This window comes from Streptomyces sp. CB03234, assembly GCF_001905885.1.
Taxonomy (GTDB): domain Bacteria; phylum Actinomycetota; class Actinomycetes; order Streptomycetales; family Streptomycetaceae; genus Streptomyces.
This window is the reverse complement of the sequence record NZ_LIYH01000002.1, coordinates 702275-728822: the sequence shown is the minus strand read 5'-3', so window position 1 is coordinate 728822 and position 26548 is coordinate 702275. Positions and strand designations below refer to the sequence as shown.

The window sequence follows — 26548 nt, the reverse complement described above, 5'->3', positions numbered from 1 at the left end:
CGGGCAGGGGGACCGCCCTGGTTCAGCCGCCCGACGCGGGCTTGTCGGCGCCCGCCGCATCGGCACCGGGCTTGGGCTTGGCCGCCCCCGCCGCGGGCTTGTCGGCGTTCTTGCCGCCGTCGGTCTTGCGCTGGGCGTCCGCAGCGGCGACCCGCTGGAGCGCCTCCGCCAGCGCCTCCTGCGCCTTTCCGTACGCCGTCCAGTCACCCTTCTTCAACGCCGCCTCACCGTCCGCGAACGCCTTCTGCGCGTCCGCGATCGCCTGCTGCAGCGCCGACTCACCGGTGGCCGGCGGCTTGGTCGGGTCACTCGGCGGCGGTGTGGTCGGCGTCTCGCCGTCCACCCCGAAGACCGCGTTCAGCGCCTTGGCGAGGTTGTCCTCGAACACCGTGGTGTCCTTGGTGGTGTCGCCTTCCGGCTGGTCCGCGTCGACGTACGACACCGCCACCTTCCGCATCAGCGGATACGCGGCGTTGCGGCCCTGCGCGTAGATCGGCTCGACGTACAGGAAGCCGCCGTCGAGCGGCACGGTCAGCAGGTTGCCGTACTGGATGTCGGAGTCGGCACCCTTGAGGTCACGGACGAACTGGGCCACGGAGGGCAGGCTGTTGAGCTTGTTCTGCACCTGCGCCGGGCCGGGGACGTCCTGGGTGACCCTGAGCAGCCTTATCCGGCCGTAGTCCTTGCTGTTGGCGTCGGCGTCCACCGCCATGAAGCCGCCCAGGTTGGGCCGGCCGTTCGGCGTGAACGTCGTCGTCAGCGAGAACCGCTGCCCCGTGTCCCCGGGCATCTTCATGCTCAGGTAGTACGGCGGAACCGCGTTGCCGTCCTTGTTGGTCGGGTCGTCCGGCACCTGCCAGGCGTCACTGCCGCTGTAGAACTGGGCGGGGTCCTGGACGTGGTACCGGGTCAGCAGCTCGCGCTGGACCTTGAACATGTCCTGCGGGTAGCGCAGGTGCTCCCGGAGGTCGGCCTTGATGGCGCTCTTCGGCTCGACCGTGCCGGGGAACGCCTTCATCCAGGTCTTGAGGACCGGGTCCTTGGTGTCCCACTGGTACAGCTTCACCGTGCCGTCGTACGCGTCGACGGTGGCCTTGACCGAGTTGCGGATGTAGTTGACCTGGTTCTGCTGGGCGACGACCGCGCGCGTCTGGTTGCCGGCGGTGAGGGAGTCCGTGGTGGTGTCCCCCAGCGTCGTACGCGACGCGTACGGGTAGCCGTTCGTCGTCGTGTAGGCGTCGACGATCCACTGGATGCGGCCGTCGATGACCGCCGGGTAGGCGTCGCCGTCGATGGTCAGCCAGGGGGCGACCGCCTCCACGCGCTGCTTGGGCGTGCGGTTGTACAGGATCTGCGAACCGTCGCCGATGGCTCCCGAGTAGAGGATCTGCGGCTCGCTGAAGGCCACGGCGTAGGCGGCCCGGTTGAAGGCGTTGGAGAGGCTGATCCCGCCCTCGCCCTTGTAGCTGGTGGTCTTCTCGCCGTTCTCCTCGTAGTCGAGCTCCTTCTGCGGACCGCCGACGATCGAGTACTGCTCGGTCTTCTCGCCGTAGTAGATCCGCTGCTCGTACTTCGGGAGCTGGCCCTTGGTCGGCAGGCCGGCCTCGGTGAAGACCGGGGAGCCGTTGGCGTCCGTCGCGGTGCCCGTGGCCATGATCGCGCCATAGCCATGGGTGTACGTGAAGTGGTCGTTGATCCAGTTCCGCTTCGGGATGCCCTTGATGTTGAGCTCCCGCAGACCGATGACCGTGTCCTTGCCCTGGTACCGGTCGACGTCGAGCGTGGTCGGGAACTGGTAGTACTTCCGCCGCTGCTCCAGCTGCTGGAAGGTCGGCGACACGATGTTCGGGTCGACCAGCCGGTAGCTGGCGGCGGTGTCGGCGTCGGCCCGCAGCTTGTCCTTGGCCTTGACCGTGGACTTGCCGGAGTAGTTCTCCGGCTTCGTCTGGTCGATGTCGTACGCCTTGCGCGTGGCGTCGATGTTCTTCTCGATGTACGGCGCTTCCTTGGCCTGCTCGTTCGGCTGGACCTGGAACTTCTGCACGATCGCCGGGTAGAGCCCGCCGATCAGGATCGCCGACAGCACCATCAGGCCGAAGCCGATCACCGGCAGCTGCCAGGTGCGGCGCCAGAGGGTCGCGAAGAACAGCACGGCGCAGATGGCGGCGATGCAGAAGAGGATCGTCTTCGCCGGAAGGTAGGCGTTGGCGTCGACGTACCTCAGGCCCGTCCAGTTGCCGGTCGCCTTGAAGTCGCTGGACTTCACGGCCAGGCCGTACCGGTCGAGCCAGTACGCGACCGCCTTCAGCGAGACGAAGACGCCCAGCAGGACGGAGAGGTGCCCGGTCGCGGCGGCGGTGGCCCGCGCGCCGGGGCTGGTGATGCGCAGCCCGCCGTACAGGTAGTGCGTCAGGGCGGCGGCGATCAGCGACAGCACGGTGGCGGCGAAGCCGAAGCCCAGCAGGAACCGGTACCAGGGCAGGTCGAACGCGTAGAACGCCACGTCCATCCCGAACTGCGGGTCCTTCTCACCGAAGGGCACCCCGTTGACCCACATCAGCCAGGTGCGCCACTGGCCGGAGGCGGAGGCACCGGCGATCAGCCCGACCAGGGCGGTGATCGCCAGGAGCACCCACTTCTTGTACGGGGCCACTCCCATCCGGTACCGGTCCAGGCTCTGCTGCTCCAGCGACATGGCGCTCAGCGGCGGGCGCAGCCGGTGCGCGAGCCAGATGTTCAGTCCCACCGCCACGGCCATCAGCAGCCCGAAGACGGCGAACAGGCCGATCTTGGTCCACAGGGTGGTGGTGAAGACGGACGAGTAATTGACGGACCTGTACCACAGCCAGTCCGTCCAGAACCCGGCGAACATGACGAAGAGCATGGCCAGGACGGCCAGTACCCCCAGTGTCATGAGCAGGGTACGGGCCCGCCGGGACGGCCGGCCGACTCTGATCCGTGGCCCGGTCGGGCCTCCGCCGCGGTCCGGCATCTGGAAAGCCAACGTGCGCCCCTCGAGTAGCGGTCGTGTGGTGAAGCAGGCCCAGCGATCGTAGAGCCCACTCATGCAACTTACTGAAGCTTTACCTAGTTCCCGCCTCCGGGTCGAAAGGAGGCAGGATATTGACCATGTCCAACGTTTCTCCCTCAGGCCCCCCGATGGCCGCCAGCCCGCTGACCCGCGCGGTACTCGAGATCGACGAGTACGCGTCCGGCCTGGGCTGGGACCAGCCGGCCCGGCTCTTCGCCCTCGTCGACACCGTCCAGCTGCGCTCCCAGGAGCCGGGGCTGGCGGCCCAGCTCGGCCTCGACAGCGACGAGGCCGCCGCCCCCCTCACCCCGATCGAGCAGGACGAGATCCCCGCCGACCGGCCGCTCGACGAGTTCCTCGCCACCGTCGCCTGGCCGGATGCCGTGGCGGGCTGCGCGATGACGGTGGAGCGGCTGATGCTCCCGCCGTCCGCCGAGACCTCCGTCCCGGACGGCCTCGACGAGGCGGGCCTGGCCAAGTGGGTCGCCGCCCACCCCGACCGCCAGGAGGTCCGCATGACGGTGGCTGTCCTCCGCGACGGCGCCCGTGAGTCGGCGCTGCGGCTGCGCGAGAAGGACTCCCCCACCGAGGTCCTCACCGGCGCCGACCTCGTCCCTGGCCTCGCCGAAGCCCTCGCGGCCACGTTCGAGTCCTGAGCGGCCCCGGAGACGGGGGCGGGCCGGTACGAGGCCCGGCCCGGCCTGGGTCCGGAGCCGACGGACGCGGGGCCGACGGACGCGGAGCCCACGGACGCGGAGCCCACGGACGCGGGGCCGACGGACGCGGGCTGCCTGGCAATGCTTGCCCACGGCGGCCTGGCCCGACCGGCGGGCGTGCCTGTCCGGTACGTCAGCCGGTCGCGCAGCTCGGGAGGCCGCTGGTGGTGCCCTTGCGGATCTTCTCGAGGGACTTCACCGCGTCCTTGATGGTGTTCACCTTGATCAGCGTGAGCCCGTCAGGTGTGTCGGACGTCGCCGCCGCGCAGTTGTCGGCGGGCGTCAGGAAGTACCGGGCGCCCGCGTTCCGCGCACCGACCAGTTTCATCTCGATGCCGCCGATCGGGCCGACCTTGCCCGAGTCGTCGATCGTGCCGGTGCCCGCGACGAACGTGCCGCCCGTCAGGTCGCCCGGAGTCAGCTTGTCGACGATTCCGAGGGAGAACATCAGGCCCGCGCTCGGGCCGCCCACGTCGGCGAGCTTGATGTCGACGGTGAACGGGAAGGTGTGGTCCGTCCCGGCCTGGATGCCGACGATCGCCCGGTCGCCCTCGTCGGACTTCTTGGTGGTGAGGGTGACCCGCTCGGTCGTGGTGGGCTCCCGGCCCGCCTTCTCGGCGGCCGCCGCCTCCTTCGCCGGGACGATGGTGAAGACCACGTCCTCCTTGGGCTTGTGCTTGGTGACGAGCTTGGCCACGTCCTGCGGCGCCTTGACCGCCGTACCGTCCACCGCCTTGATCACATCGCCGGCGTGCAGCGTGCCCTCGGCGGGGCTGTCCTTCTGGACGGAGGAGACGACCACGCGGGACGCGACGGGGATGCCCAGCTGCCCGAGGGCGGCGACCTTCGCGCTCTCCTGGGACTGGCTGAATTCCTCGGCGTTCTCCTGGGTCGACTGCTCCTCGGTCTTGCCGTTCGGATAGAGCGTGTCGTGCGGCACCACGACGCTGTCGTGGGCGAGCCACCCGTAGACCGCCTCGACCAGGTTCATCTTGTAGTCCGCACCGGTGACCCTGACCGTCGTCATATTGAGATGCCCGGTCGTGGGGTAGGTCTTGTGGCCGGAGATCTGCAGCACCGGCTCGCCGTCGGCCTCGCCGAGCGTGTTGACCGTCGGTCCCGGGCTCATCTCCGAGTAGGGCACCGGAAAGAACACGCCTGCGCAGAGCAGCGCGATGAGGACGAGGGTGGAGGCGAGCATCGTCGCAGTGCGGCGTGGCATGGAACGACAGTACGGGACACGTGTGTCCGTGCACCCCCGGGGCCGGTCCGTACGGGGGGCCGTGGGCCGTCAGGCCGTGCCGCTGCCCGAGTGGGACTTCTCCATCACCTCGCGGAAGCGCGCATAGCCCGCCAGCTCGGCCACATCACCGGTGGTCCGGTCGCGGGAGGCCCAGCTTCCCCATATCGCAGCACCGATGGCAGCGAAGAGCGGAATCAACAACCAGGCGAGAACTGCCATCACGCGACCTCCCGTCCCCAATGAGCACAACCCACGAACTGATCAGCAGATTAACCATCCGCCGGTTCAACGCTCACGCCAGGGGTCGGGTTACGCAAATCGGACGGTTGACCACCGTCCGGAACCGGTCAGCAGGCGCCGACCCACTCCTCTGTCCCGTCGGAGAACCGCTGGTGCTTCCAGATCGGCACCTCGTGCTTGAGGTCGTCGATCAGCTTGCGGCACGCCTCGAAGGCCTCTCCCCGGTGCGGGCACGACACGGCGACCACGACGGCCAGGTCGCCGACCGTCAGGTCGCCCACCCGGTGAACGGCCGCGAGTGCACGTACCGGATAGTCCGCGACGACCTTCTCCGCGACGCGGCGCAGCTCGGCCTCGGCGGTGGGGTGGCTGGAGTACCCGAGGGCATCGACGTCGGCGCCACCGTCGTGGTTGCGCACGGTGCCCACGAAGAGGGCCGTCCCGCCGGCCGCGTCGTCACCGACGGCCCGGAAGACCTCGTCGAGGGAGAGCGGGGTGTCACGGATCGCCAGCAGCCGGATCGGGGCCGCCGCCGCGCGCTCGCCGGGGTGGTCGTACGTGGGTGCCATGCAGCCATCGTGCCGCACGGGACCGACATCGCGGAATAGCGTTTTCGACCTGCCCGGCCACGCGCGCGTTGGAGCCTCCTACAGAGCACGCGCCCCGCGGTTCTGCGGCCGGCGCCGCGGCCCGCTACAGACCGCGGCGCTTGCGGGCCCGGCGTACCAGAGCGGCGGTGCCCAGCAGGGCGACCGTCGCGCCCGCGGCGCCCGCCGCCGTGGCGTCCTTGCGGCCGAGGCGGCGTCCGGCGACCGTATGGCGTCCCTCGACCTCCTCCAGGAGCGCGGCGAGGACCTCCTCATTCGTCCACCGCGGCCGCCAGCCCGCGTCGTGCAGCCGCCCGACGCTGACCACCCACGGATGCATGGTGTACGCCAGGTCACCGGCCGGCGACGGGGTGAGCCCGATCCGGTGGAGCCGCGCGGCCGCGCCCAGGGCCACCGCGGAGGGCAGCTCCATGCGCCGGATTCCGCTCAGCTCCTCGACCTCCTCCTGTTCCAGCCAGCCGTCGCAGCCGACCGCGAACTCGCCCTCGACCTTCTCCAGCGCCGCGTACTCCAGGGCGCTGACCAGGTCCTCGACGTGGCAGAACTGCCAGGCCGGACGCGACCCGGCGACCACCAGCAGCCGGGGCGACTCGAAGTACCGGGTCAGCGCCGTGTCGGTGCCGCCCACCAGGACGGCCGGGCGTACGACCGTGACGTTCAGGCCAGGGTGCGCGCGGGGCGCCCGGCGCGCGAGGCGCTCGATCTCCAGCAGGTCACCCACCCCGGTGGCCTCGGCGGTCGCCCGCAGCTCGGCGTCCTCGGAGAGCGGGATGTCGTTGTCGGGCAGCGCCCCGTACACCATCGCGGAGGTGCACAGCACGACCCGGTGCACACCCGCCGCCGCCGCGGCGGTCAGCACGGTCTGCGTGCCGCGCACGTTGTACGCCGTACGGGCCGCGGCGTCCGTTTCCAGGTCGAGGTCGAGCGCCAGGTGCACCACGACGTCGGCACCGCGCAGCTTCTCGGCGATGGCCGGGTCCCGCACGTCGAGGATGTGCCACTGCGCCTCGGAGACCTCGCCGCGGCGCTCGTCGATGGCGATGACCTGTTTGACCTCCCCGGACGCGGCGAGGCGCCGGACGAGCAGGTCTCCGACGCCGGAGGCGGCGCCGGTGACGGCGACGACGGGGCCGCGGCCGGCGGACTGGGTTGAAGGGTTTCGCGCTGCGCGAACCTGCGGATCTGGGGAACTCACCGGGCGTCTCCAGCGGTTGTCTTCAGTACGTACGTGTATGACGCGTACGTACCAGGTGGCGTCCATCCTGCCGCAGGCCATGAGCCGGTGGAGCACCGAGCCCACATCCGGCTCGGATGTCTACGCTGGTGGTGTTGTCGGGCAGCCGCCGCCGGCAGGAAGCCGGCGGCCCTACGAGCCGAGGAACCCCGTGAGTGACACCCCATTCGGATTCGGCCTTCCGCCGGAGGAGCCGGACGACGGCGACGAAGGCAAGAAGAAGGGACCCGCCGAAGGTGGCCAGGGTGCCGGTGGCAACCCCTTCGCGGGGTTCGGCGGCATGCCGGGCGGCGGGGACAACCCGTTCGCCGCGATGTTCGGCTCGCTGAACCCCTCGGACCTGGGGGCGGCCTTCCAGCAGCTGGGGCAGATGCTGAGCTATGAGGGCGGTCCCGTCAACTGGGACATGGCCAAGCAGATCGCCCGCCAGACGGTGTCGCAGGGCACACCCGACGGCACGAAGGACGCCAGCGTCGGTCCGGGCGAGAAGGCGGCCGTCGAGGAGGCCGTGCGCCTGGCCGACCTGTGGCTGGACGGTGCGACGTCCCTTCCGTCGGGGGCGAGCACCGCCGTGGCCTGGAGCCGCGCGGAGTGGGTTGAGGCGACCCTGCCGGCCTGGCAGCAGCTGGTCGACCCGGTCGCCGAGCGGGTCGGCGCGGCCATGGGGGACGTCCTGCCCGAGGAGATGCAGGCCATGGCGGGCCCGCTGATCGGCATGATGCGCTCCATGGGCGGCGCCATGTTCGGCCAGCAGATCGGCCAGGCCGTGGGTGTCCTGGCCGGCGAGGTGGTCGGCTCGACCGATGTCGGACTGCCCCTGGGGCCGGCCGGCAAGGCCGCGCTGCTGCCGCTGAACGTGGCGGCGTTCGGCAAGGACCTGGGCGTGCCGCAGGACGAGGTGCGGCTGTACCTGGCGCTGCGCGAGGCCGCCCACCAGCGGCTCTTCGCGCACGTGCCGTGGCTGCGCTCGCACCTGTTCGGCGCGGTCGAGGGGTACGCGCGCGGGATCAAGGTCGACACCGGCAAGCTGGAGGACGCGGTCGGCGGGCTGGACCCGTCGAACCCCGAGCAGCTGCAGGAGGCCCTTCAGCAGGGCATGTTCCAGCCGGAGGACACGCCGGAGCAGAAGGCCGCCCTGGCCCGTCTGGAGACGGCGCTCGCGCTGGTCGAGGGCTGGGTGGACGCGGTGGTGCACGAGGCCGCCAGGACCCGCCTGACGTCCGCCGACGCGCTGCGCGAGACGCTGCGCCGGCGCCGGGCCTCGGGCGGCCCCGCCGAGCAGACGTTCGCCACGCTGATCGGTCTGGAGCTGCGTCCGCGCCGGCTGCGGGACGCCGCGCGGCTGTGGGCCTCGCTCACCGACGCGCGTGGTGTCGACGGCCGGGACGGCCTGTGGGAGCACCCGGACATGCTTCCGACGGCGTCCGACCTGGACGACCCGGACGGCTTCGTCCACCGCGAGCACCTGGACTTCTCGGAGCTGGACAAGATGCTCGGCGAAGCGGCCGGCAACAAGGAACGGCCCAAGAGCGACGACGAGGACGACACCGACAAGTGAGCCTGCACGATGACGCCGTCCTCGTACTGAAGGGGTACGCAGGGTCCGGGGACCAGGCGGAGCTGCGCCAGGTCTATCTGGACCACCTGGCGGCGCACCCGGACGGGATGTGGAAGGCCTGCGGGGCCGGGCACCTGACGGCCAGCGCGCTGGTGGTGGACCCGGAGCGCGGCCGGGTGCTGCTGACCCTGCACAAGAAGCTGGGCATGTGGCTCCAGATGGGCGGCCACTGCGAGCCCGGTGACGACACGGTCGCCGGGGCGGCGCTGCGGGAGGCCACGGAGGAGTCCGGCATCCCCGGCCTGACGCTGCTGCCGGGCGGGCCGGCCCGGCTGGACCGGCACCCGATCCCGGCGCCCTGCCACTGGCACCTGGACGTGCAGTACGTGGCGGTCGCGCCGCCGGACGCGGTGGAGGCGATCAGCGACGAGTCGCTGGACCTGCGCTGGTTCGGCTACGAGGAGGTGGCGGGCGTGGCCGACACCTCGGTCGTACGGCTGGTGGAGGCGGCCCGCGCGGCGCTCTAGGGCATGTGTAAGGGGCGGTCGCCAGGTGCGGCCGCCCCTTACAAGCCTGACATGCGCGGTGCTCAGTTCCAGGCGTTGTTCTGGTTCTGGGCGTGCGCGCCGTGCTGGCCCACGCCGAACTGGGCGCCGAGACCCTGCCCGATCCCGGCGGTCTGCGGCGGCATCACCTCACTGGGCTGGACGAGCGCGAACCCCTGGCCCAGGAAGCTCAGTTCCCAGCCCTCCCCGGTGTTGCCGCGGCGGCGGCGCACGTTGGACGAGTGGGTCTGCGCCTGCATCTGGACGCGCAGCGACGACGACCAGGCGACGATCGCGTCGGCGTCGACGCTGACGTACTTGTCCGGGGTGACGTGCATCATCAGCGGCTGGCCGGATGTCATCAGGGCGACCTTGCCCCGGCCGGAGATGTTCAGCTGGTACTTGCCGGAGCCGGAGATGCCGTACTGGCTGTCCACGGCGATGACCTCGGTGTGCAGCGTGGAGTCCAGCGCCAGCACATAGGAGCTGTCCACGGTCATGCCCTCCTGGTCGACGTCCACGACGTGGATGTACTGGGCCAGGTTGGCGAAGTAGACGGTGCCCTGCCCGGAGCAGCGCATCAGGTCCAGGCCCTCGCCGGTGTTGGCGCGGGCACGGCGCTGGTTGTTGTTCTGGTACTCGCCGTCGAAGTCCATCAGCCCCTGGTACGCGACCATGGCGCCCTTGCGGGCGAGGACGTCGTCGTGCCCGGTGAGGGCGACCCGCAGGAGCTGCGGGTTCTGCACGACGTACCGCTCCTGGCTCTGCTGTTCGGTGTGGCTGAAAAGCGGGCTCTGCATGGTGTGTTCTCGCTCCCCCTCAGCCCCGGATCCGCAGACGGTCGGTGCTGTCCTCGCTCGGCTGTACGACGACGATGCCCTGCCCCGAGAAGGCCATCTGGTACGCCTCCCCGCTGCCCCGCCCGATCAGGGAGGAGGCCTTGAAGCTGCGCTTGCCCTTGACCTTGAGCGTCGGCGACCAGGCGACGAGCGCGTCGGGGTCGACGTACGTCTCGTCCTCGCCGCGGCCGCAGTCGACGACGATCGGGGTGCCGCGCGAGGTCAGGGCGACCCAGCCGGTGCCCGCGATCTGCACGTTCCACAGGCCTTGCCCCGCGAACTTGGCCAGGCCCTTCACCTTTTCGACGCCCCACTGGAGGTGTGCGTCGAAGGCCAGCACATTGGTGCCGTTGACGGAGATCGAGTCATTGTTGAGGTTGATGACGACGACGTCGGCGCCGTAGTCGGCGAGGTAGAGCAGGCCGTCGCCGGAGCACTTCATGATGGGCGCGCCCTCACCGGTGACCCACTGGGAGGCGATCTGGCGGACGGCGGGAGGGTTGGGCTCGTACTGGACGAAGCCCTCGTAGGACACCATCGAGCCGGTGCGTGCGTACAGGTCCTGGCCGGAAGCCATGGCGACCTTGAGCATGTGACGGCCGTGGTTCTCCATCCGGGCCGCGACCGGGGTCGGGGCGTAGCCCGCGAGCTGCTGGTTCATTGTTCGGGCTCCCTCAGACCTCGTAGGGCTGGACGACGATGAAGTTGCCGGGGGCGCCCCGGAACTGGAGGTTGACGGTCTCTCCGCTGTGGCCGGGGTAGGCGTTCCGGCGCAGCCGGACCTGGCTGGAGAGGATCACCTGGGAGGCGGACGACCAGGCGACGACGGCGTTGCAGTCGGCGAAGGTGGTCGGCGTGACGGGCAGGACGACGGGGACGCCGTGGGTCTTGACGACGACCGTGCCGGTGCCGGTGAACTGCATGGTGAACAGTGCCCCGCCGGGGATGCCGTGGCCCTCGATGCGGCGGACCTCGTACTGCAGCGACTCGTCGAAGGCGAGCACGTTCTCCGCGGAGACGCAGATGCCGTCGCCCTGGAGCTCGATGGGGTGCAGATGGGCGCCGGTCTCGGCGAGGAACACCTGGCCGCGGCCGGTGCAGCGCATCAGCTGCATCTCCTGGCCCGTGGCGTTGCCCACGATGCGGCCGGAGAAACCGGCGCTCTTGTAGCCGAAGTCGACCTTGCCCTGGTACATGACCATGCTGCCCTGCCGGGCGAGGACGGGCGTGCCGCCCATGGCCAGGTCGACCCGCATGAGCTGCTGGTTCTGCGGCGTCCAGCGCTGGCCGGTGGCGGTCTCGCGGTACTTCTGGAGCGCGGCCTCCAGCCCGGCGCCGGTCTGGGGCACGCCCTGCGGGGCGCCCTGGGGCATCCCGCCGGGAGGCGCACCGACGGGCGGCTGCTGACCGTAGGGCTGGGCGTACTGCTGCTGGGCGTACTGCTGCTGGCCGTACGGGGCAGGGGCTGGGGCCGGCTGGCCGTACGGCGGCGGGGTGGCGCCGGGCGGCGGTGTCTGGCCCGGTACCTGGCCGTACTGCGGCTGCTGGGGCGGCTGGCCGTACGGGGAGGGCGGGGCCGGCGTCATCGGCGCGGCGAGCGTCGGCGCGGCGTGCATGGGCTGCTGCGCCGGTGCGGGCGCCGGTGCGGGCGCGGGCGCCGGTGCTGCGGGGGCGCCGAACGACGGGGCGGGCTGCGGCGCCTGCGGCGTGGCCGGTGCGGCGGGCGTGCCGGGGGCGGCGAACGGCGGCGGGGCGAAGGACGGCGCCGCGGCCTGCGGTTGCTGCGGGGCGGCCGGCTCCTCCTCGGCGACCTCGCCGCCGAAGTTCTTGAGCAGCGCTTCCAGCCCGCCGTCGAAGCCCTGGCCGACAGCGGCGAACCGCCACACGTCCTTGAGGTAGAAGTCCCCCAGCATCACCGCGCGTTCGGTGCTGAACTCCGAGCCGTCGAACGCGTACCGGGCGACCTCCTCGCCGCCCGCGACGATACGGATGTACCCGGGCCCGACCTGGGACATCTGTCCTGCGCCGTCGATCGTCGCGGTGAAGGACAGCTTGTGGATGTGCGCCGGGACGCGGTCGAGGGTGACGCGGAACGACTCGGTGTCACCGGCCTGCGCGCCGAGCAGCTGGATGGACTCCTCGGGCGACTTCGGCTGGTTGAAGAAGATGAAATACCGGTCGTCCGAGAGCTGCTCATTGGCATCGAGACCGAAGCAGCTGATGTCGAAGGTCAGCCCTGGAGCGGCGATCTGCACCCCCACGTACAGATCGGTTCCGGGTGTGAGATCGCTGATCTTGGCCTTGTGGCCCCGTTGGAATTCCCTGGCCATGCGTAACGACCGTCCCCCATCCCGATTTTTGAATGCGTCGCGTCAGGCTAACGGCTGGCGACGACAATGAGCCAAGTCGGGACTGTTTCGGTACAGGATCGACGAATGTCACTCTCCGCGAGCGGTCGGCAGGTGCGGCAACCGGCCCGCCGCGACGACTCCTTCGAGGTAACCGCGGGCCCGTTCGGTGCGGGGGTAGGCCTCCAGCAGCCGCCAGAACCGGGGTCCGTGGCCGGGCACCAGCAGATGGGCCAGCTCATGGACGAGTACGTAGTCCACGACGTACTCCGGCATGCCCTGCAAGCGGTGCGACAGGCGGATGCTGCCCTCCACCGGGGTGCAGGAGCCCCAGCGGGTGTTCTGGTTGGTCACCCACCGCACGGACGTCGGCCGCGCCCTGCCGTCGAAATACTGGGTGGACAAGCGTTCCGCGCGCTCGGCCAGCTCGGCGTCGCCGAGGATCCGCTTGCTCTCCTGGGCGGCGAGCTTGTCCAGCATCACGTTCACCCAGCGCCGCTCCTCCGCCTCCGACATCCGGGCGGGGATGAGCACGACGGTCCGGTCGCCCTCGCGGTAGGCGGAGACGGTTCTGTTGCGCCGGGAGCTCCTGCGGACCTCGACCGCACTCGTCCCCGGACGGCGGGGCGGGTCGCTTGTCGGACTGCGCTGTGGGTCGGCGGGCACGCCCCGACGTTACCCGCTGTCAGCGGAGGAAGTCCCGCCTCCGGAACGGTTCGGGCCTGATCCATCCACAGCCTGCACCATTTGAACGACTAATACCCCCGCCCTGTGGACAACTTTCCGCGGCTGCCGTCGGCGCCGGGCATTCTGACGCCGGGGACATCGACGAGGATCGGCGAACACGGGGGGCGGATATGCATCCGATGGTGAAGCCCGCACTGCGGCGTGCCTGGCGGAATCTGCAGTTCGTGCAGTTCGGGGCGGCGCCGGCGCATGCGGTGGTGCTCGGCCCGGTGGACACCACGACGGGCAGTCTGCTCACGCTGCTGGACGGGACGCGCGGGCTGGAGCTGCTGCGCGAGGAGGCGCGGGGACTGGGGCTGCCGGACGGGCGGCTGGAGGCGCTGCTGGACCGGCTGGCGGAGGCGGGGCTGCTCGACGACGCGACGGCCGCCGACCCGGCAGCCGATGCGTTGCGACGGGAGGACGGCGCACTCGACCGGCTGCGCGCCGACCTGGCGTCACTCTCCGTCGTCCACCGGGAACCGGGTGGGGCGACCCGGCGGCTGGCGGCCCGGCGGAGCATGCGGGTGCAGGTGAGGGGCGCTGGGCGGGTGGGGGCGAGCGTCGCGGCGCTGCTGTCGGCCTCGGGGGTGGGCAGGGTGGAGGTGCTGGACGGCGAGCGGGTGGAGCCGTGGGACGTGGCGCCCGGCGGGCTGCCGGCGGAGGCGGTCGGTGAGCGGCGCGACGCGGCGGCCCGGCGGCTGGTGGGGCGGTCGGCGCCGGGCGGCCGGGTGCCGCGGGCGGAGCGGGCGGGGAGGGAGGCGGGGTCGGAGCCCGGGCTCTCGCTGGTCGTGGTCGCCCCGCGGGACGGCCTGGCGGCGTTCGCCCCAGATCCGGTGCCCGCCGACGACTGGGTGGCCACCGGCACCCCTCATCTGTACGTGGGGGTGATCGAGGCGACGGGTGTGGTGGGCCCGCTGGTGCTGCCGGGCGGCACGGCCTGCGCGGGGTGCGTGGAGCTGGAGCGGTCGGACCGGGACCCGGTGTGGCCGAGGATGCTGGCGCAGTGGCGTTCGGGACGGCAGAGCAAGGTGCCCGGGTGTGATCTGGGACTCGCGGCCGCGGTGGCGGGTCTCGCGGCGGCGCACGCGCTGTCCTTTCTGGACGGGGAGCTGCCGGCGAGCACGGGCGCCCGGTGGGAGGCTTCCCTGCCCTTGCTGGAGTGGCGCTCGGAGCGGATGTGGCCTCATGTCGCATGCTCCTGCAGGGCGGCCGGGCGCGGACAGGGGGTGCGTGCCTCGGGGCCCGGGAGCGGGCAGGACACAATGGCTGGGTAACCGCGGTCGGCACAGCGACGACGAGGGCAAACGCGGCACGGCAGTCTGGGATTTGGAGGGGCGCATGTCTGATCTTCCCCGGAAGGCGGTAACCCGTACCGCCAAGTTGGCCGCGTTGCCTCTGGGCTTCGCCGGCCGGGCCACATGGGGGCTGGGCAAGCGGATCGGGGGCAAGTCCGCGGAGATCGTGGCCCGTGAGCTGCAACAGCGCACGGCAGACCAGCTGTTCAAGGTCCTCGGTGAGCTCAAGGGCGGCGCGATGAAGTTCGGGCAGGCGCTGTCCGTCTTCGAGTCGGCGCTTCCGGAGGAGATGGCGGGTCCCTACCGGGCGGCACTGACCAGGCTCCAGGAAGCGGCTCCGCCGATGCCGACCCGTACGGTCCACTCGGTACTGGAGCAGCGGCTGGGCGGACAATGGCGGGAGCTGTTCCTGGAGTTCGAGGACAAGCCGTCGGCGGCCGCTTCGATCGGCCAGGTGCACCGGGCCGTGTGGCACGACGGGCGCGAGGTCGCGGTGAAGGTGCAGTACCCGGGTGCGGGTGAGGCGCTGTTGTCGGACCTGGCTCAGCTGAGCCGGTTCGCCCGGCTGCTGGGGCCGCTGATCCCGGGCATGGACATCAAGCCGTTGATCACGGAACTCCGGGACCGGGTGTCGGAGGAGCTGGACTACGGCCTGGAGGCGCAGGCCCAGCGGGAGCACGCCGAGGAGTTCCTGGACGATCCGGATGTGGTGGTGCCGGATGTGGTCCACCAGTCCGACCAGGTGCTGGTGACCGAGTGGATCGACGGGATACCCCTGGCGGAGATCATCGCGGACGGTACGCCGGAGCAGCGGGACCGGGCCGGGCAGTTGCTGGCACGGTTCCTGTTCTCGGGGCCTGCCCGGACGGGGCTGCTGCACGCGGACCCGCACCCGGGGAACTTCCGGCTGCTGCCGGACGGAGGCGACGGGGACGCTGTGGAGGGCTGGCGGCTCGGTGTACTGGACTTCGGCACCGTGGACCGGCTGCCGGGCGGTCTGCCCGAGACCATCGGGGCGTGTCTGCGGATGACCCTGGAGGGTAACGCGGACCGGGTGTACGAACTGCTCCGCGAGGAGGGGTTCGTCAAGGAGACCATCGATCTCGACCCGGACGCGGTGCTGGAGTACCTGCTGCCGATCATCGAGCCGGCGGAGGCCGACGAGTTCACCTTCACCCGTGGCTGGATCCGCAGCCAGGCCGCACGCATCGCCGATATCCGTTCCCCCGCACACCAGTTGGGCAAGCAGCTCAATCTGCCGCCCTCGTACCTGCTGATCCACCGGGTGACGCTGAGCACGATCGGGGTGCTGTGCCAGCTGAACGCGACGGTGCGGCTGCGGGACGAACTCGAGTCGTGGCTGCCCGGTTTCCTGCCGGAGGGCGACGAGGATCCGGCCCCGGCGGAGGCGCACGCCTGACCGGGGCTGCTGGAGTTTCCCCGGCCCGGGCGGGCCGGGGAAGCGTCACCACCAAGCGGAGTCGAGTCTGCTCTCGATGGCTCTGAGGTGGGCCCGGGCGCAGTCGTCGCAGAAGTAGAGGCGGCTGCCGTTCTCCACGGAACAGGTCCAGGTCACCGGGAGACTGTCGGCGGTCGCGCCGCAGCGGGAGCACACCACGCTCTGCGCGCCCGGCTGCGCGGGGGGAGAAGTCCGCTCGTTCACTACGAGACGATAACTCCGCCGGGCGGCTCGGGCCGCGCGCAACGCACCGCGGGGACCGGACGTGAACGACCGGTCCCCGTGTGTCGATCAGTGCCTATGGCACTAGTGCATGAGGGCCATGGCCAGCGCGCGGCGGGCACGCAGGGACACGCGCTCGGCGCGGCGCTGCATGCGCCGGGCGGCGACCAGGCGCAGGGCCTGGCGTTCCGCGTCGGCTTCCCGCATGCGGTCGTGCATATGGGCACGAGCCAGGGCTTCTTGGATGAGTTGCATCTCACGGTTCCTGTTCTGACGCGAGGCGTTCGCGCCGATGGTGGTGACGTCTGGGGTCGCGGAGCCGGACGGCTCGCTGGTGGAAGAGGTCATCGGGGCCTGCTTCTGGGGATCGTGCGTGAGGGGGCGGTCGATGGTTCCGGTGCGCATCGCGATGGCGGTCATGCCGTGACCGGGTTCTTGCGCGGGCGGCCACGGGGCCGCTTCCGGGCGACGACCACGCCCTGGACGAACAGCTCGCCGCCCCAGACGCCCCACGGCTCGCGCCGCTCCTTGGCACCCGCGAGGCAGGCCTCCATGAGCGGGCAGGTGCGGCAGAGCGACTTGGCGTACTCGACGTCGGCCGGCGACTCGGCGAAGAAGACCTCCGGGTCGTAGGAACGGCACGGGACGGGTACGCCGAGGTTCTCGATGGCGTCGTCGAGCGCGGTGAGCGCGGTGAGGGGGGTCAAGGTGGGGTCCTCCGTGAGACCGGGCGGGGGGATCGTTTCGGAAGGCGGTACGGACGGGGCGTGCGCTTCGAGTTGCACGGTGTCGTTTTCCTCGTCTGGTCGGTCCGGCCTGTTGGCCGGTGGGCTGGTACCGGGTACTGCGTCGTCCCGAGGCCCCTTCGCTCCGTCTCCCTCATGAGGGAAAACAGAAGGGCCGCGGATCCCGGGTGGGGTTCCGCGGCCCTGAAGGCGCCGGCCTGATCCTGGATCAGGCTGGATCACTCCAGGGTTCGAGCCCACGGAAGGCCCACATCGTGTGGTGCTGCTGCGTCTGCGTCTTGGTTTCGGCACCGGTCGCCGCAAAGGCATAGGCCTTGGCCTCGCCTGCTGCTACTCCTGCTTCCAGTGCCTTGGTCGGTCGCTCATTGCGGCGCTCCCGGACGGGAAGAACCGCGAGGAGGGTGGCAGGACGCACGGCCGCGAAGCCGGACATACCAGTGCCAATGAACGCCGAACCGGAGAGGCCGAGCGGGCAGGCGGAGACGACCGAGCGATCGGTCATTTTGGCGGTGGTGCTGATGAAGCTGGTGTTGATGCTGATCACTGGAATCGCCTCCTCTCGGCGTCTCAAGGGGGATCGGCCGCAACCGGTCCCGCGCGTATTCGGATAAGTACAGCACGAAGCCAGGGCTTCGGAGAAGCCGCTGTTTCCGTGGTTAAGAACCTATGGGGCTTGACGGGGCAGGCGCAAACTATTTTTCCGACGAGTTTGGATCACTCCTCCTCGTCTCCCTCCCTGCGCTCCTGACCTGCGCAGATGGCCAGGACATCGACTCCGAAGCGGTCGAGCTTGCGGGCGCCGACACCGGAGATGCGGGCCAGCTCACCGTCCGTGGAGGGAACGGCCTCGGCGATCGCCATCAGGGTCTTGTCGGTGAAGACGCAGTACGGGGGCTGACCCAGCTTCCTGGCCTGCTCCGAGCGCCACTCCCGCAGCCGCTCGTACAGGGCCTCGTCCATGTCCGACGGGCAGTCCTCGCAGCGCATCAGCTTCATCTCGCCCGCGTCGGTGAGCGTCGCGCCGCACACCCGGCACCGCACCGGTCCCCGGCGCCCTCGCCGCGCGCCGCCCGCCGTGCCGCCGCCCCGCTCGATACCGGCACCGCCGCCCGCGGTGCGGGTCCCCGGTGCGGTGGAGCCGGGGCGCAGCCCGGTCAGGAACCGGGTGGGGCGGCGCGAGGCGCGGCCACCCGGGGAGCGGGCGAGCGCCCAGGACAGAGAGAGGTGGAGCCGGGCGCGGGTGACGCCCACGTACAGCAGGCGGCGTTCCTCCTCGACCTGCTCATCGGTCTTGGCGTAGGTGATCGGCATCATGCCCTCGGTGAGTCCGACCAGGAACACCGCGTCCCATTCCAGGCCCTTCGCCGAGTGCAGCGAGGCGAGGGTCACGCCCTGGACCGTGGGGGCGTGCTGGGCGGCGGCGCGCTCGTCGAGCTCCGCGACCAGGTCCCCGAGAGTCGCCCCGGGCCGCGCGCGGGCGAAGTCCTCGGCGAGGCGGACCAGCGCGGCCAGGGACTCCCAGCGGTCGCGGACCGCGCCCGAGCCGGCCGGCGGCTCGGTGGTCCAGCCCTTGGTCGACAGCACGGCCCGCACCTGCGAGGGCAGGTCCTCGGCGTCGTCCAGCAGGGAGTCGTTGCCCCCGGCGCGGGCGGCGCCGCGCAGCGCGATGCCCGCCTCCCGTACCTCCGCGCGCTCGAAGAAGCGCTCGGCGCCGCGCAGCTGGTAGGGCACGCCCGCGTCGGCGAGGGCCTGCTCGTACACCTCCGACTGGGCGTTGATCCGGTAGAGCACGGCGATCTCACCGGCCGGGACTCCCGCGGCGATCAGGTCGCGGATGCGGCGGGCGGTGCCTTCGGCCTCGGCAGGCTCGTCCGCGTACTCGGTGTAGACCGGCTCGGGGCCCGGGTCCCGCTGGGAGATCAGCTCCAGGCGGTGCTCGGCGGCGCGGCCGCGGGCCTGGGCCAGCAGGCCGTTGGCCAGGTGCACGACCTGGGGTGTCGAGCGGTAGTCACGGACCAGTTTGACCACGGTGGCGTTCGGGTGCCGGGTGCGGAAGTTCAGCAGGTGGTCGGGGGTGGCGCCGGTGAAGGAGTAGATCGTCTGGCTGGCGTCGCCCACCACGCACAGGCTGTCGCGGTCGCCGAGCCACAGGTCGAGGAGGCGCTGCTGGAGCGGTGAGACGTCCTGGTACTCGTCCACCACGAAGTGCTGGTACTGGCGGCGGATCTGGTCGGCGATGTCGTGCCGGTCCTGGAGGATGCCGACGGTCAGCAGCAGGACGTCCTCGAAGTCGATGGCTCCGCGGTCCCGCTTGAGCTGCTCGTACATGGAATAGATCTGGCCAATTTCGGCAGGGTCGCGCGGGGCGTCGCGGTGTGCCTTGGCGACCGCGGCCGGGTAGTCGGCGGGGACGGTCTGGGTGACCTTGGCCCATTCGATCTCGCTCGTGGTGTCCCGCAGCTCGTTGCGGTCGAGCCGGATGCGGCAGCGGGCGGCCGCCTCGGCGACGAGCTGCACCTTGCGCTCCAGTAGCCGGGGCAGCTCACCACCGACGGCTTTCGGCCAGAAGTATTGGAGCTGGCGGAGGGCCGCCGAGTGGAACGTACGCGCCTGGACACCGCCCGCGCCGAGCTGCCGGAGCCGGCCGCGCATTTCGCCGGCGGCCCGGTTGGTGAAGGTGACGGCCAGCACACTGCTGGGCTGGAGTATGCCCGCGCGGACGCCGTACGCGATGCGGTGGGTGATCGCGCGTGTCTTGCCCGTGCCGGCGCCCGCCAGCACGCACACCGGACCGTGCAGGGCGGTCGCCACCTCGCGCTGCTCGGGGTCCAGCCCGTCGAGCACCGCGTCGGCGTCCTCGGGCGGAGCCATGAACTGGCTCGGGCCCGGGACCTGCGGGAAGAGAGTGGAGTGCGTTGCTGCTGTCACCCTGCCATGCTGCCAGGTCGCGCGATACGGACGGGACGGTTGTCCACAGGGCCGGTCCCTTAGTCGTACTAATCCGCGGTCGGGCCGGTGGCAGCCGTACGACGCGCGGTCGTACTCATGCGGGAATGGTGGCGCGGGCCGATACGTTCTGCCTCCTGGTGCCACACGGCACCTGACCCCCCGAGCGACCCGAGGAGCGCAGGACGATGCAGGGCAGCCTGACGATGTACAGCACGACGTGGTGCGGCTACTGCCGGCGGCTGAAGAGCCAGATGGACCGTGAGGGCATCGCGTACACCGAGATCAACATCGAGCAGGACCCGGAGTCGGCCGCGTTCGTGGAGAAGGCCAACGGGGGCAACCAGACTGTCCCGACCGTGCTTTTCGCGGACGGGACGACCCTGACGAACCCCTCGCTGGCCCAGGTGAAGCAGAAGATCGGCGTCTGACCGGGGGCCGGGCCTTCAGGCCACGTTTCCGGGCTTCGGCAGCGGCTTGCCGTACCAGAGCTCGATCAGACGGGCCGCGATCGAGATTCCGTAGGGGGGAAGGACCTCGCCGGACTCGAACGCGGCCCGCAGCTCTTCCCGGGAGAACCAGCGGGCCTCCTCGATCTCGTCCCCGTCCACGTTGATCTCCGACGACGTGGCCCGCGCCATGAAGCCCAGCATCAGGCTCGACGGGAACGGCCACGGCTGGCTGGCGACGTACTCGACCTCGCCGACCGTCACCCCGGCCTCCTCGAAGACCTCCCGGGCCACCGACTGCTCGATCGACTCGCCCGGCTCGACGAAGCCCGCGAGCGTGGAGAAGCGGCCCTCCGGCCAGTGCACCTGCCGGCCCAGCAGCGCCCGGTCCTCCTCGTCCGTCACCAGCATGATCACGGCCGGGTCGGTACGCGGGTAGTGCTCGGCGCCACAGGCGGGGCAGCGGCGGATGTGGCCGGCGGCCGCGATCACCGTGCGCTCGCCGCAGCGGGAACAGAAGCGGTGCAGCCGCTGCCAGTTCTCCAGCGCCACCGCGTGCACCATCAGCCCCGCGTCTCGCGGGGACAGCAGCAGCCCCGCCTCGCGCAGACCGGCCGGCCGGGCGGACTGGTCCATGCGGCCCGGCAGGGAGTCCTTCTGCAGCGCGAAGTAACGGACGCCGTCCTCGTCCGTGCCCAGGAAGTACCGGTGGGTCTCGGTGACCGGCGCTTCAAAGGCGGGGGTCATGACCAGTTCGGTACGGCCGTCGGGGGTGTCGTCGATCAGGACCTGCCCGCCGGAGACCACGAAGACCCGGGTCGTGGGGTGGCTCCATGCCGCGGCCAGCCACGCCTCGTCGAGACGGTGGTGGGCCGCGCGGTCGATGCCGCTCGGGGCGGTGAGGCCGATCGGACGGTGCCCGGCCTCGTTACTGATGATGCTCACTGGTGCTTCCAACTCCCCCGGTGGATGGGTTCTCCTGGGTGTCTGGTGCGGCGGTTCGGCGGGGTGCGGCTCAGCGGAGTGCGGTGGACAGGTCGCCCCACAGGTGGGCGGTCGTCTCCACGCCCTTGAGCAGCAGGTCCAGCTCGACCTTCTCGTTCGGTGCGTGCCAGCCGTCGGACGGTACGGAGATGCCCAGGAACAGCACCGGCGCGGCCAGTACGTCCTGGAGGTCGGCGGCCGGGCCCGAGCCGCCCTCGCGCGTGAAGCGGATCTTCGCGCCGTCGAAGGCCCGGCTCATCGACCGTACGACCGACTGGAGCGCCGGGTGGTCGAGCGGCGTCAGGCAGGGGCGGGTCGGCGCACCGAAGGTGATCTTGTGGCGGATACCGGCGGGCACGCGGGCGGCGACCCAGTCGCGTACGGCCGCCTCGATCACGTACGGGTCCTGGCCCGAGACCAGCCGGAACGACAGCTTCAGCTGGGCGGAGGAAGGGATGATCGTCTTGCCGCCGGGGCCCTGGTAGCCGCCGCCGATGCCGTTGACCTCGGCGGTCGGGCGGGCCCAGACCCGCTCCAGGGTGGAGTAGCCGGCCTCGCCGAGCGTCCCGTACGAGGTGGCGTTGGCCAGCCACGACGCCTCGTCGAACGGCAGCTCGGCGATCAGCGCGCGCTCGGCGTCGGTCAGCTCCTCGACGTCGTCGTAGAAGCCGGGGATGGTCACCCGCTCGTTCTCGTCGTGCAGCGCGGCCACCAGGCGGGCGGCGACCGTGGCCGGGTTGGGGACGGCGCCTCCGAACGCACCGGAGTGGATGTCCTGGTCGGGGCCGTACAGCTCGATCTCGCAGTCGGCCACACCACGCAGGCCCGTGCACACGGTGGGCGTCGTCTCCGACCACATGCCCGTGTCCGAGACCACCACGGCGTCGGCGGCGAGACGGTCGCTGTGCCGTTCCACGAGCGCCCGGAAGTGCGGGGAGCCGGATTCCTCTTCACCCTCGACGAGCAGCTTGAGGTTGACGGCGGGGGCGGTGCGTCCGGTCAGTGCGAGGTGCGCGCGCACGCCCAGGGTGTGGAAGAACACCTGGCCCTTGTCGTCGGCGGCACCGCGCGCGTGGAGCCGGTTTCCACGGATCACCGGCTCGAAGGGGTCGCTGTCCCAGCCGTCCTCGCGGGCGGCGGGCTGGACGTCGTGGTGGCCGTAGACCAGGACGGTGGGGGCATTCTCCTCGCCGGAGGGCCACTCGGCGAAGACCGCCGGGGCCCCTTCGGTCTCCCACACCTCGGCGACCGGGAAACCGGTCTGCTTGAGCTTCGCCGCGAGCCACTCGGCACTGCGCCGTACGTCCGGGGCGTGCGCGGGCTGCGCCGACACGGACGGGATGCGCAGCCACTCGGCGAGGTCGTCGAGGAAGGCGGCGCGGTGCTGCTCTATGTACCCGCGTACGGTCTGGACGGCGCTGTCCGGGGTGTCGCTCATGCCCTTGAGCCTATCCGGCATCGGGGGCCGTCCCGTCGTCCGTCCCACGGAGCAGGATGCTCTCCAGCTCGGTGCGTCCGGGGAGGTGCTCCGGGCGGACGACTTCACCCGTCCGTACGTAGACGAAGGCGGCCGTGACCGCGTCGAGCGGCAGCCCGTGCTGCTCGGCCCAGGCGAGCCGGTAGACCGCGAGCTGGAGGGGGTCGGCGGTGCGGGAGCGGTTGGTCTTCCAGTCGACGATCTCGTACGTACCGCTTGCGCGGTCGTAGTAGACGGCGTCGATGCGACCGCGGACCACCCGGCCGGCCAGGGCCAGCTGGAAGGGCGCCTCCACGCGGTGGGGGGTGCGGTGGGCGTACGCGGTGTTCTCGAACGCCTCCTTCAGCGCAGCCAGGTCCCGCTCGTCGGCGATCTCCGGCTCGTCGGCGAACACCTCCCCGCCGGGGAGTTCGTCCGGCCCGAGCATCGGCAGCGGCGGCACCTCCTCGAACCGGGCCTCCACCCACGCGTGGAACCGCGTCCCGCGCCGCGCGGCGGGCTGCGGCGGGCGCGGCATGGGGCGGGCCAGCTCCTGCGCGAACCCGTCGGGATCGGCGGCGAGGTGCAGCAGCTGGGAGGCGGACAGGGACGGCGGGAGGAGGACGTCGCGGGTGGTGGCGCGGGCGCGGAGCAGCTCACCTGTGAGGGCGTCGAGATCGCGGTCCCACGACGCGATGGTGCGGGCCTCCTCGGGCGTGAGGCGCTCGCCCGGCCGGGCGGCCGGGCGCTCGGAGCCGGGGCGTGCCGATCCGGGACGGTCGGAGTCGGGGCGGCGGTCGGGGTCGGGACGGTCGGAGTCGGGGCGGCGGTCGGGGCCGGGGCGGTCGGGACCGGAGTCGCCGGGGCCGGGGCGATCGGCCGCGACCGCGCGCGGTGCGGTGCCCCGGGAGTCGGCCTCGCCGCGCCGGGGGGCGGGCAGGACGGTGGGCGGAGTGGTGGCCTCGGCGTGACCGCCGCGTACGCGGTCAGCGGGCAGGTCGGTCGCCCAGTCGTCCCAGTCCGCGAGGTCGTCGGGCCACGGCTCGTCGGGATCCGGGTGCTCGGGGAAGCCGGGGGAATCGGGGAAGTCTGGGGAATCGGGGAAGTCGGGGTCCGGGTGGCCCAGGTACGCCGGGTGCTCCGGGCCCGGGTCACCCCGGTGGCCCGGCTCGGCCGGGTGGCCCGGGTAGGACCGGTCCGCGTGGTCCGGATACCGAGCGTCCGGGGCCAGGCCCTCCGGGACAGGGTGGCCCGGACCGAGGTCGTCCGCGTCCGGGCGGGCCGAGGTCAGGTCCTCCGGCCCGGAATGGTCCGCCTGGCGCGAGCGGCCCCGGTGGGCTGGGTCGGCCGGGTCCGGGAAGGTGGCGGCCAGGGCGCCCCGGGGCACGGGCTCCGGCATGGAGTCCAGATATGCGATGACCTTGTCGGCGGCGGCACGGCGGCGGGCCAGCGAGGTGGGGTCCAGGGGGAGCGGCCAGGCGTGGTCGGCCGTGGACTCCTGGAGCATCGGGTTCTCGGCGTCGTCGGCCGGCTCGTCCGCCCAGGCCTCGATCTCGCCGAAGCCCGCCGCGCAGTGGTCGTACAGCGCGTGCAGGAACGGGGACGGGCCCCTGGGCCGCTTCTGGGAGGGCCCCCACCAGTGGGCCGAGCCCAGGAGGAGCGTGCGGGGGCGGGTGAAGGTCACGTACCCGAGGCGGAGCTCCTCGGTGTGCTGGTGGTCCTTCATGGCGTCCTTGAAGGACTTGAGGGACTTGGCGTCCCAGTCCTCGATCGCCGGGAGGGTCGGGGCGTCGCCGCGCAGCGCGTGCGGAAGGACCTGGGGCTGGGCGGTCCAGGACTCGCGGGACCTGGTGCTGGGGAACTGGGAGGTGACCAGGCCCGGGACGGCGACCACGTCCCACTCCAGGCCCTTGGACTTGTGGGCGGTCAGGACCTTGACGGTGTTCTCGCCACCCGGCAGGGCGTTGTCCAGGCCCTTCTCGTACTGCGCGGCCGTACGCAGGAAGCCCAGGAAGGCCAGCAGGGTCGCCTCGCCGTCCAGGGAGGCGAAGCCGGCCGCTATGTCGAGGAAGTTCGAGAGCGTCTCGCGGCGGCGGGCCGCCAGGGCGTGCGGGGAGGCGGACAGCTCCACCTCCAGGCCGGTGGTGGCCAGGATCCGGTGCAGGACGTCCATCAAGGGGTCGGCCAGGGAGCGGCGCAGGTCACGCAGTTCGGTGGCGAGGCGGGCGAACCGTACCCGTGCCTCGGCCGAGAAGGGCAGGCCGTCCTCCTCACCGGCCGCCGGTTCGAGGAAGGTGTCCAGGGCGTCGGCGAGCGAGACGACCTCGGAGGGGTCGACGCCCTCGACCGCCGCCGCGAGGCGCTCGTCGGGGTCCGTGTCGCCGTCGTCCCGTGAGCGGTGGACGAGGAGCCTGGCGCGACGGCCCAGCAGCGCCAGGTCGCGGGCGTCGATGCGCCAGCGCGGGCCGGTGAGCAGCCGTACGAGGGAGGCGTTGGCGCCCGGGTCCTGGAGGACCTCGCAGACGGCGACCAGGTCCGCGACCTCCGGCAGGTGCAGCAGCCCGGACAGGCCCACGACCTCGACCGGGACGTCCCGCGCGACCAGGGCGGCCTGGATCTCGGGGAAGTCCGTCGCCGTACGGCACAGGACGGCTATGTCGCCGGGCTCCTTGCCGGTCCGTACGAGATGGGCGATGGAGTCGGCCAGCCAGGCGATCTCCTCCGCCTGGGTGGGCAGGAGGGCGATCCGGACCGTGCCGTCGCGTTCCGCGCCCGGCGCCGGGCGCAGCGCCTCCACGCCCGCGTGCATCGCGCGCAGGGGCTCGGCCAGCCCATTGGCGAGGTCCAGGAGGCGGCCGCCACTGCGGCGGTTCTCGCTGAGGGAGAAGCGGGTGGCGGGGGTGCCGTCCGCGTACGGGAAGTGCTCGGGGAAGTCGTCCAGGTTGGCGACGGACGCGCCGCGCCAGCCGTAGATCGCCTGGCAGGGGTCACCCACGGCGGTGACCGGGTGTCCGGTTCCCCCGCCGAAGAGCCCGGACAGCAGCAGCCGCTGCGCGACGGACGTGTCCTGGTACTCGTCCAGGAGCACGACCCGGAACTCGTCGCGCAGGATCGCCCCCACCTCGGGCCGGGTGAGGGCCAGCTCGGCGGAGAGGGCGATCTGGTCGCCGAAGTCGAGCAGGTCGCGCTCGCGCTTGGCCGCGCGGTAGCGGATGACCAGCTCGGTGAGCTCGCGGCGGGCCTCGGCCGCCTCGGGGACCTTGCGCAGGTCGGCGTTGGTGAGGCGGGCGTCCTCGAGGGCGGCGAGCAGCTCGGCGTCGTGACGGAGGAGATGGGTGGGGCGTACGAGGTGTTCGGCGAGCTCCGCATCGAGGGCGAGCAGGTCGCTGACGAGGGTGGGGAAGGACTTCGTCAGGGCGGGGTACGGCCCGGGCGCCTCGCGCAGCACGCGCGCGGCGAGCTGGTAGCGGGTGGCGTCGGCGAGGAGGCGGGCGGTGGGCTCCAGGCCGATGCGCAGGCCGTGGTCGGTCAGGAGCTGCCCGGCGAAGGCGTGGTACGTGGAGATGCGCGGTTCGCCGGGCGGATTGTCGGGGTCGATGACGTCGGGGTCGGTCACCCCGGCGCGTACGAGCGCCTTGCGGACGCGCTCGGCCAGCTCGCCGGCCGCCTTGTTGGTGAACGTCAGGCCCAGGACCTGCTCGGGGGCGACCTGGCCCGTGCCGACCAGCCAGACCACCCGGGCGGCCATCACCGTCGTCTTCCCGGAACCGGCTCCGGCCACGATGACCTGCGGGGCGGGCGGCGCGGTGATGCAGGCCGTCTGCTCCGGGGTGAACGGGATGCCGAGGAGCTCCTTGAGCTGCTCGGGGTCGGTGAGGCGAGTGGTCACGGTCAACGAGG

Annotated in this window: 23 protein-coding genes; 6 read left to right on the top strand and 17 right to left on the bottom strand. The window is 71.6% G+C overall.

Annotated features, from left to right (window positions below):
* Window positions 1-22 precede the first annotated feature (22 nt).
* The gene (locus tag AMK26_RS10110) at window positions 23-2992 is read right to left on the bottom strand and encodes a UPF0182 family membrane protein (protein ID WP_073754171.1); all 2970 of its coding nucleotides are present in this window, start codon (window positions 2990-2992) and stop codon (window positions 23-25) included.
* Window positions 2993-3129: 137 nt separating this feature from the next.
* On the opposite strand from AMK26_RS10110, the gene AMK26_RS10105 reads away from it, so the two are divergent.
* Window positions 3130-3687 (top strand): PPA1309 family protein, encoded by a 558-nt coding sequence (locus AMK26_RS10105; protein ID WP_073754170.1) that lies wholly within the window; start codon window positions 3130-3132, stop codon window positions 3685-3687.
* Window positions 3688-3880: 193 nt separating this feature from the next.
* Here AMK26_RS10105 and AMK26_RS10100 read toward each other — a convergent pair whose 3' ends face one another.
* From AMK26_RS10100 to AMK26_RS10090, 4 genes are all read right to left on the bottom strand, one after another.
* Window positions 3881-4969 (bottom strand): YlbL family protein, encoded by a 1089-nt coding sequence (locus tag AMK26_RS10100; protein ID WP_073754169.1) that lies wholly within the window; start codon window positions 4967-4969, stop codon window positions 3881-3883.
* A 69-nt stretch (window positions 4970-5038) separates the two neighbouring features.
* Window positions 5039-5209 carry a hypothetical protein gene (locus tag AMK26_RS37230; RefSeq protein WP_179166405.1) on the bottom strand — a complete coding sequence of 57 codons (171 nt, stop codon included), beginning with the start codon at window positions 5207-5209 and terminating at the stop codon, window positions 5039-5041.
* 128 nt (window positions 5210-5337) lie between these two features.
* Window positions 5338-5799 (bottom strand): molybdenum cofactor biosynthesis protein MoaE, encoded by a 462-nt coding sequence (locus AMK26_RS10095; protein ID WP_073754168.1) that lies wholly within the window; start codon window positions 5797-5799, stop codon window positions 5338-5340.
* Between the two features lie 124 nt (window positions 5800-5923).
* Entirely contained in the window at window positions 5924-7033 is a 1110-nt protein-coding gene (locus tag AMK26_RS10090; RefSeq protein WP_073754761.1) for an SDR family oxidoreductase, read from the bottom strand.
* A gap of 190 nt (window positions 7034-7223) precedes the next feature.
* Here AMK26_RS10090 and AMK26_RS10085 point away from each other — a divergent pair, with 190 nt between their 5' ends.
* Together AMK26_RS10085 and AMK26_RS10080 are read left to right on the top strand one after the other, a co-directional pair.
* Window positions 7224-8630, top strand: coding sequence for a zinc-dependent metalloprotease (locus AMK26_RS10085; protein ID WP_073754167.1), 1407 nt, complete (start codon window positions 7224-7226; stop codon window positions 8628-8630).
* Window positions 8627-9157: an NUDIX hydrolase gene (locus AMK26_RS10080; protein WP_073754166.1), complete on the top strand. Its 531-nt coding sequence runs from the start codon at window positions 8627-8629 to the stop codon at window positions 9155-9157. Before AMK26_RS10085 ends, AMK26_RS10080 begins: the two co-directional genes overlap by 4 nt.
* A gap of 62 nt (window positions 9158-9219) precedes the next feature.
* Here AMK26_RS10080 and AMK26_RS10075 read toward each other — a convergent pair whose 3' ends face one another.
* From AMK26_RS10075 to AMK26_RS10060, 4 genes are all read right to left on the bottom strand, one after another.
* Entirely contained in the window at window positions 9220-9975 is a 756-nt protein-coding gene (locus AMK26_RS10075) for an AIM24 family protein (RefSeq protein ID WP_073754165.1), read from the bottom strand.
* A gap of 19 nt (window positions 9976-9994) precedes the next feature.
* Window positions 9995-10675: an AIM24 family protein gene (locus AMK26_RS10070; RefSeq protein WP_073754164.1), complete on the bottom strand. Its 681-nt coding sequence runs from the start codon at window positions 10673-10675 to the stop codon at window positions 9995-9997.
* Window positions 10676-10688: 13 nt separating this feature from the next.
* Window positions 10689-12344 carry a TerD family protein gene (locus tag AMK26_RS10065; RefSeq protein WP_073754163.1) on the bottom strand — a complete coding sequence of 552 codons (1656 nt, stop codon included), beginning with the start codon at window positions 12342-12344 and terminating at the stop codon, window positions 10689-10691.
* A 108-nt stretch (window positions 12345-12452) separates the two neighbouring features.
* Complete coding sequence (locus tag AMK26_RS10060; protein WP_073754162.1) at window positions 12453-13028, bottom strand: M48 metallopeptidase family protein; 576 nt, start codon at window positions 13026-13028, stop codon at window positions 12453-12455.
* Between the two features lie 191 nt (window positions 13029-13219).
* On the opposite strand from AMK26_RS10060, the gene AMK26_RS10055 reads away from it, so the two are divergent.
* Window positions 13220-14365: a ThiF family adenylyltransferase gene (locus AMK26_RS10055; RefSeq protein WP_073754161.1), complete on the top strand. Its 1146-nt coding sequence runs from the start codon at window positions 13220-13222 to the stop codon at window positions 14363-14365.
* Between the two features lie 64 nt (window positions 14366-14429).
* Window positions 14430-15806, top strand: coding sequence for an ABC1 kinase family protein (locus AMK26_RS10050; RefSeq protein WP_073754160.1), 1377 nt, complete (start codon window positions 14430-14432; stop codon window positions 15804-15806).
* Between the two features lie 45 nt (window positions 15807-15851).
* Here AMK26_RS10050 and AMK26_RS10045 read toward each other — a convergent pair whose 3' ends face one another.
* The 5 genes from AMK26_RS10045 to AMK26_RS10025 all read right to left on the bottom strand — a co-directional run bounded on the left by AMK26_RS10045 (window position 15852) and on the right by AMK26_RS10025 (window position 19741).
* Window positions 15852-16049, bottom strand: a complete 198-nt coding sequence (locus AMK26_RS10045) for a hypothetical protein (RefSeq protein WP_073754159.1) — start codon at window positions 16047-16049, stop codon at window positions 15852-15854.
* A gap of 102 nt (window positions 16050-16151) precedes the next feature.
* Window positions 16152-16487 carry a hypothetical protein gene (locus AMK26_RS10040; protein ID WP_073754158.1) on the bottom strand — a complete coding sequence of 112 codons (336 nt, stop codon included), beginning with the start codon at window positions 16485-16487 and terminating at the stop codon, window positions 16152-16154.
* On the bottom strand, window positions 16484-16852 hold the full coding sequence (locus tag AMK26_RS10035) for a WhiB family transcriptional regulator (RefSeq protein ID WP_073754157.1): 369 nt from the start codon (window positions 16850-16852) through the stop codon (window positions 16484-16486). Before AMK26_RS10035 ends, AMK26_RS10040 begins: the two co-directional genes overlap by 4 nt.
* 169 nt (window positions 16853-17021) lie before the next feature.
* A complete protein-coding gene (locus AMK26_RS10030; protein ID WP_073754156.1) occupies window positions 17022-17357 on the bottom strand; it encodes a hypothetical protein in 336 nt (111 codons plus the stop codon).
* A gap of 170 nt (window positions 17358-17527) precedes the next feature.
* Entirely contained in the window at window positions 17528-19741 is a 2214-nt protein-coding gene (locus tag AMK26_RS10025) for an ATP-dependent DNA helicase UvrD2 (protein WP_073754155.1), read from the bottom strand.
* Between the two features lie 206 nt (window positions 19742-19947).
* Between AMK26_RS10025 and AMK26_RS10020 the strand changes: the two genes are divergently transcribed.
* Entirely contained in the window at window positions 19948-20190 is a 243-nt protein-coding gene (locus AMK26_RS10020) for a mycoredoxin (protein WP_073754154.1), read from the top strand.
* Window positions 20191-20205: 15 nt separating this feature from the next.
* On the opposite strand, the gene nudC is transcribed toward AMK26_RS10020, so the two are convergent.
* The 3 genes from nudC to AMK26_RS10005 form a co-directional block, all read right to left on the bottom strand.
* Complete coding sequence (gene nudC / locus AMK26_RS10015) at window positions 20206-21153, bottom strand: NAD(+) diphosphatase (RefSeq protein ID WP_073754153.1); 948 nt, start codon at window positions 21151-21153, stop codon at window positions 20206-20208.
* 70 nt (window positions 21154-21223) lie between these two features.
* Window positions 21224-22630, bottom strand: a complete 1407-nt coding sequence (locus AMK26_RS10010) for a dipeptidase (RefSeq protein ID WP_073754152.1) — start codon at window positions 22628-22630, stop codon at window positions 21224-21226.
* Between the two features lie 10 nt (window positions 22631-22640).
* On the bottom strand, window positions 22641-26537 hold the full coding sequence (locus AMK26_RS10005) for an ATP-dependent DNA helicase (protein ID WP_073754151.1): 3897 nt from the start codon (window positions 26535-26537) through the stop codon (window positions 22641-22643).
* Between the last annotated feature and the right edge of the window lie 11 nt (window positions 26538-26548).

Excerpts from the sequence above, each read along its gene's own strand:
- AMK26_RS10100 (WP_073754169.1), bottom strand. The coding sequence starts at position 4,969 with ATGCCACGCCGCACTGCGACGATGCTCGCCTCCACCCTCGTCCTCATC.
- AMK26_RS10010 (WP_073754152.1), bottom strand. The coding sequence starts at position 22,630 with ATGAGCGACACCCCGGACAGCGCCGTCCAGACCGTACGCGGGTACATA.
- AMK26_RS10020 (WP_073754154.1), top strand. The coding sequence starts at position 19,948 with ATGCAGGGCAGCCTGACGATGTACAGCACGACGTGGTGCGGCTACTGC.
- AMK26_RS10050 (WP_073754160.1), top strand. The coding sequence starts at position 14,430 with ATGTCTGATCTTCCCCGGAAGGCGGTAACCCGTACCGCCAAGTTGGCC.
- AMK26_RS10070 (WP_073754164.1), bottom strand. The coding sequence starts at position 10,675 with ATGAACCAGCAGCTCGCGGGCTACGCCCCGACCCCGGTCGCGGCCCGG.
- AMK26_RS37230 (WP_179166405.1), bottom strand. The coding sequence starts at position 5,209 with ATGGCAGTTCTCGCCTGGTTGTTGATTCCGCTCTTCGCTGCCATCGGT.
- AMK26_RS10075 (WP_073754165.1), bottom strand. The coding sequence starts at position 9,975 with ATGCAGAGCCCGCTTTTCAGCCACACCGAACAGCAGAGCCAGGAGCGG.
- AMK26_RS10065 (WP_073754163.1), bottom strand. The coding sequence starts at position 12,344 with ATGGCCAGGGAATTCCAACGGGGCCACAAGGCCAAGATCAGCGATCTC.
- AMK26_RS10040 (WP_073754158.1), bottom strand. The coding sequence starts at position 16,487 with ATGACCGCCATCGCGATGCGCACCGGAACCATCGACCGCCCCCTCACG.
- AMK26_RS10095 (WP_073754168.1), bottom strand. The coding sequence starts at position 5,799 with ATGGCACCCACGTACGACCACCCCGGCGAGCGCGCGGCGGCGGCCCCG.
- AMK26_RS10110 (WP_073754171.1), bottom strand. The coding sequence starts at position 2,992 with ATGCCGGACCGCGGCGGAGGCCCGACCGGGCCACGGATCAGAGTCGGC.
- AMK26_RS10055 (WP_073754161.1), top strand. The coding sequence starts at position 13,220 with ATGCATCCGATGGTGAAGCCCGCACTGCGGCGTGCCTGGCGGAATCTG.
- AMK26_RS10105 (WP_073754170.1), top strand. The coding sequence starts at position 3,130 with ATGTCCAACGTTTCTCCCTCAGGCCCCCCGATGGCCGCCAGCCCGCTG.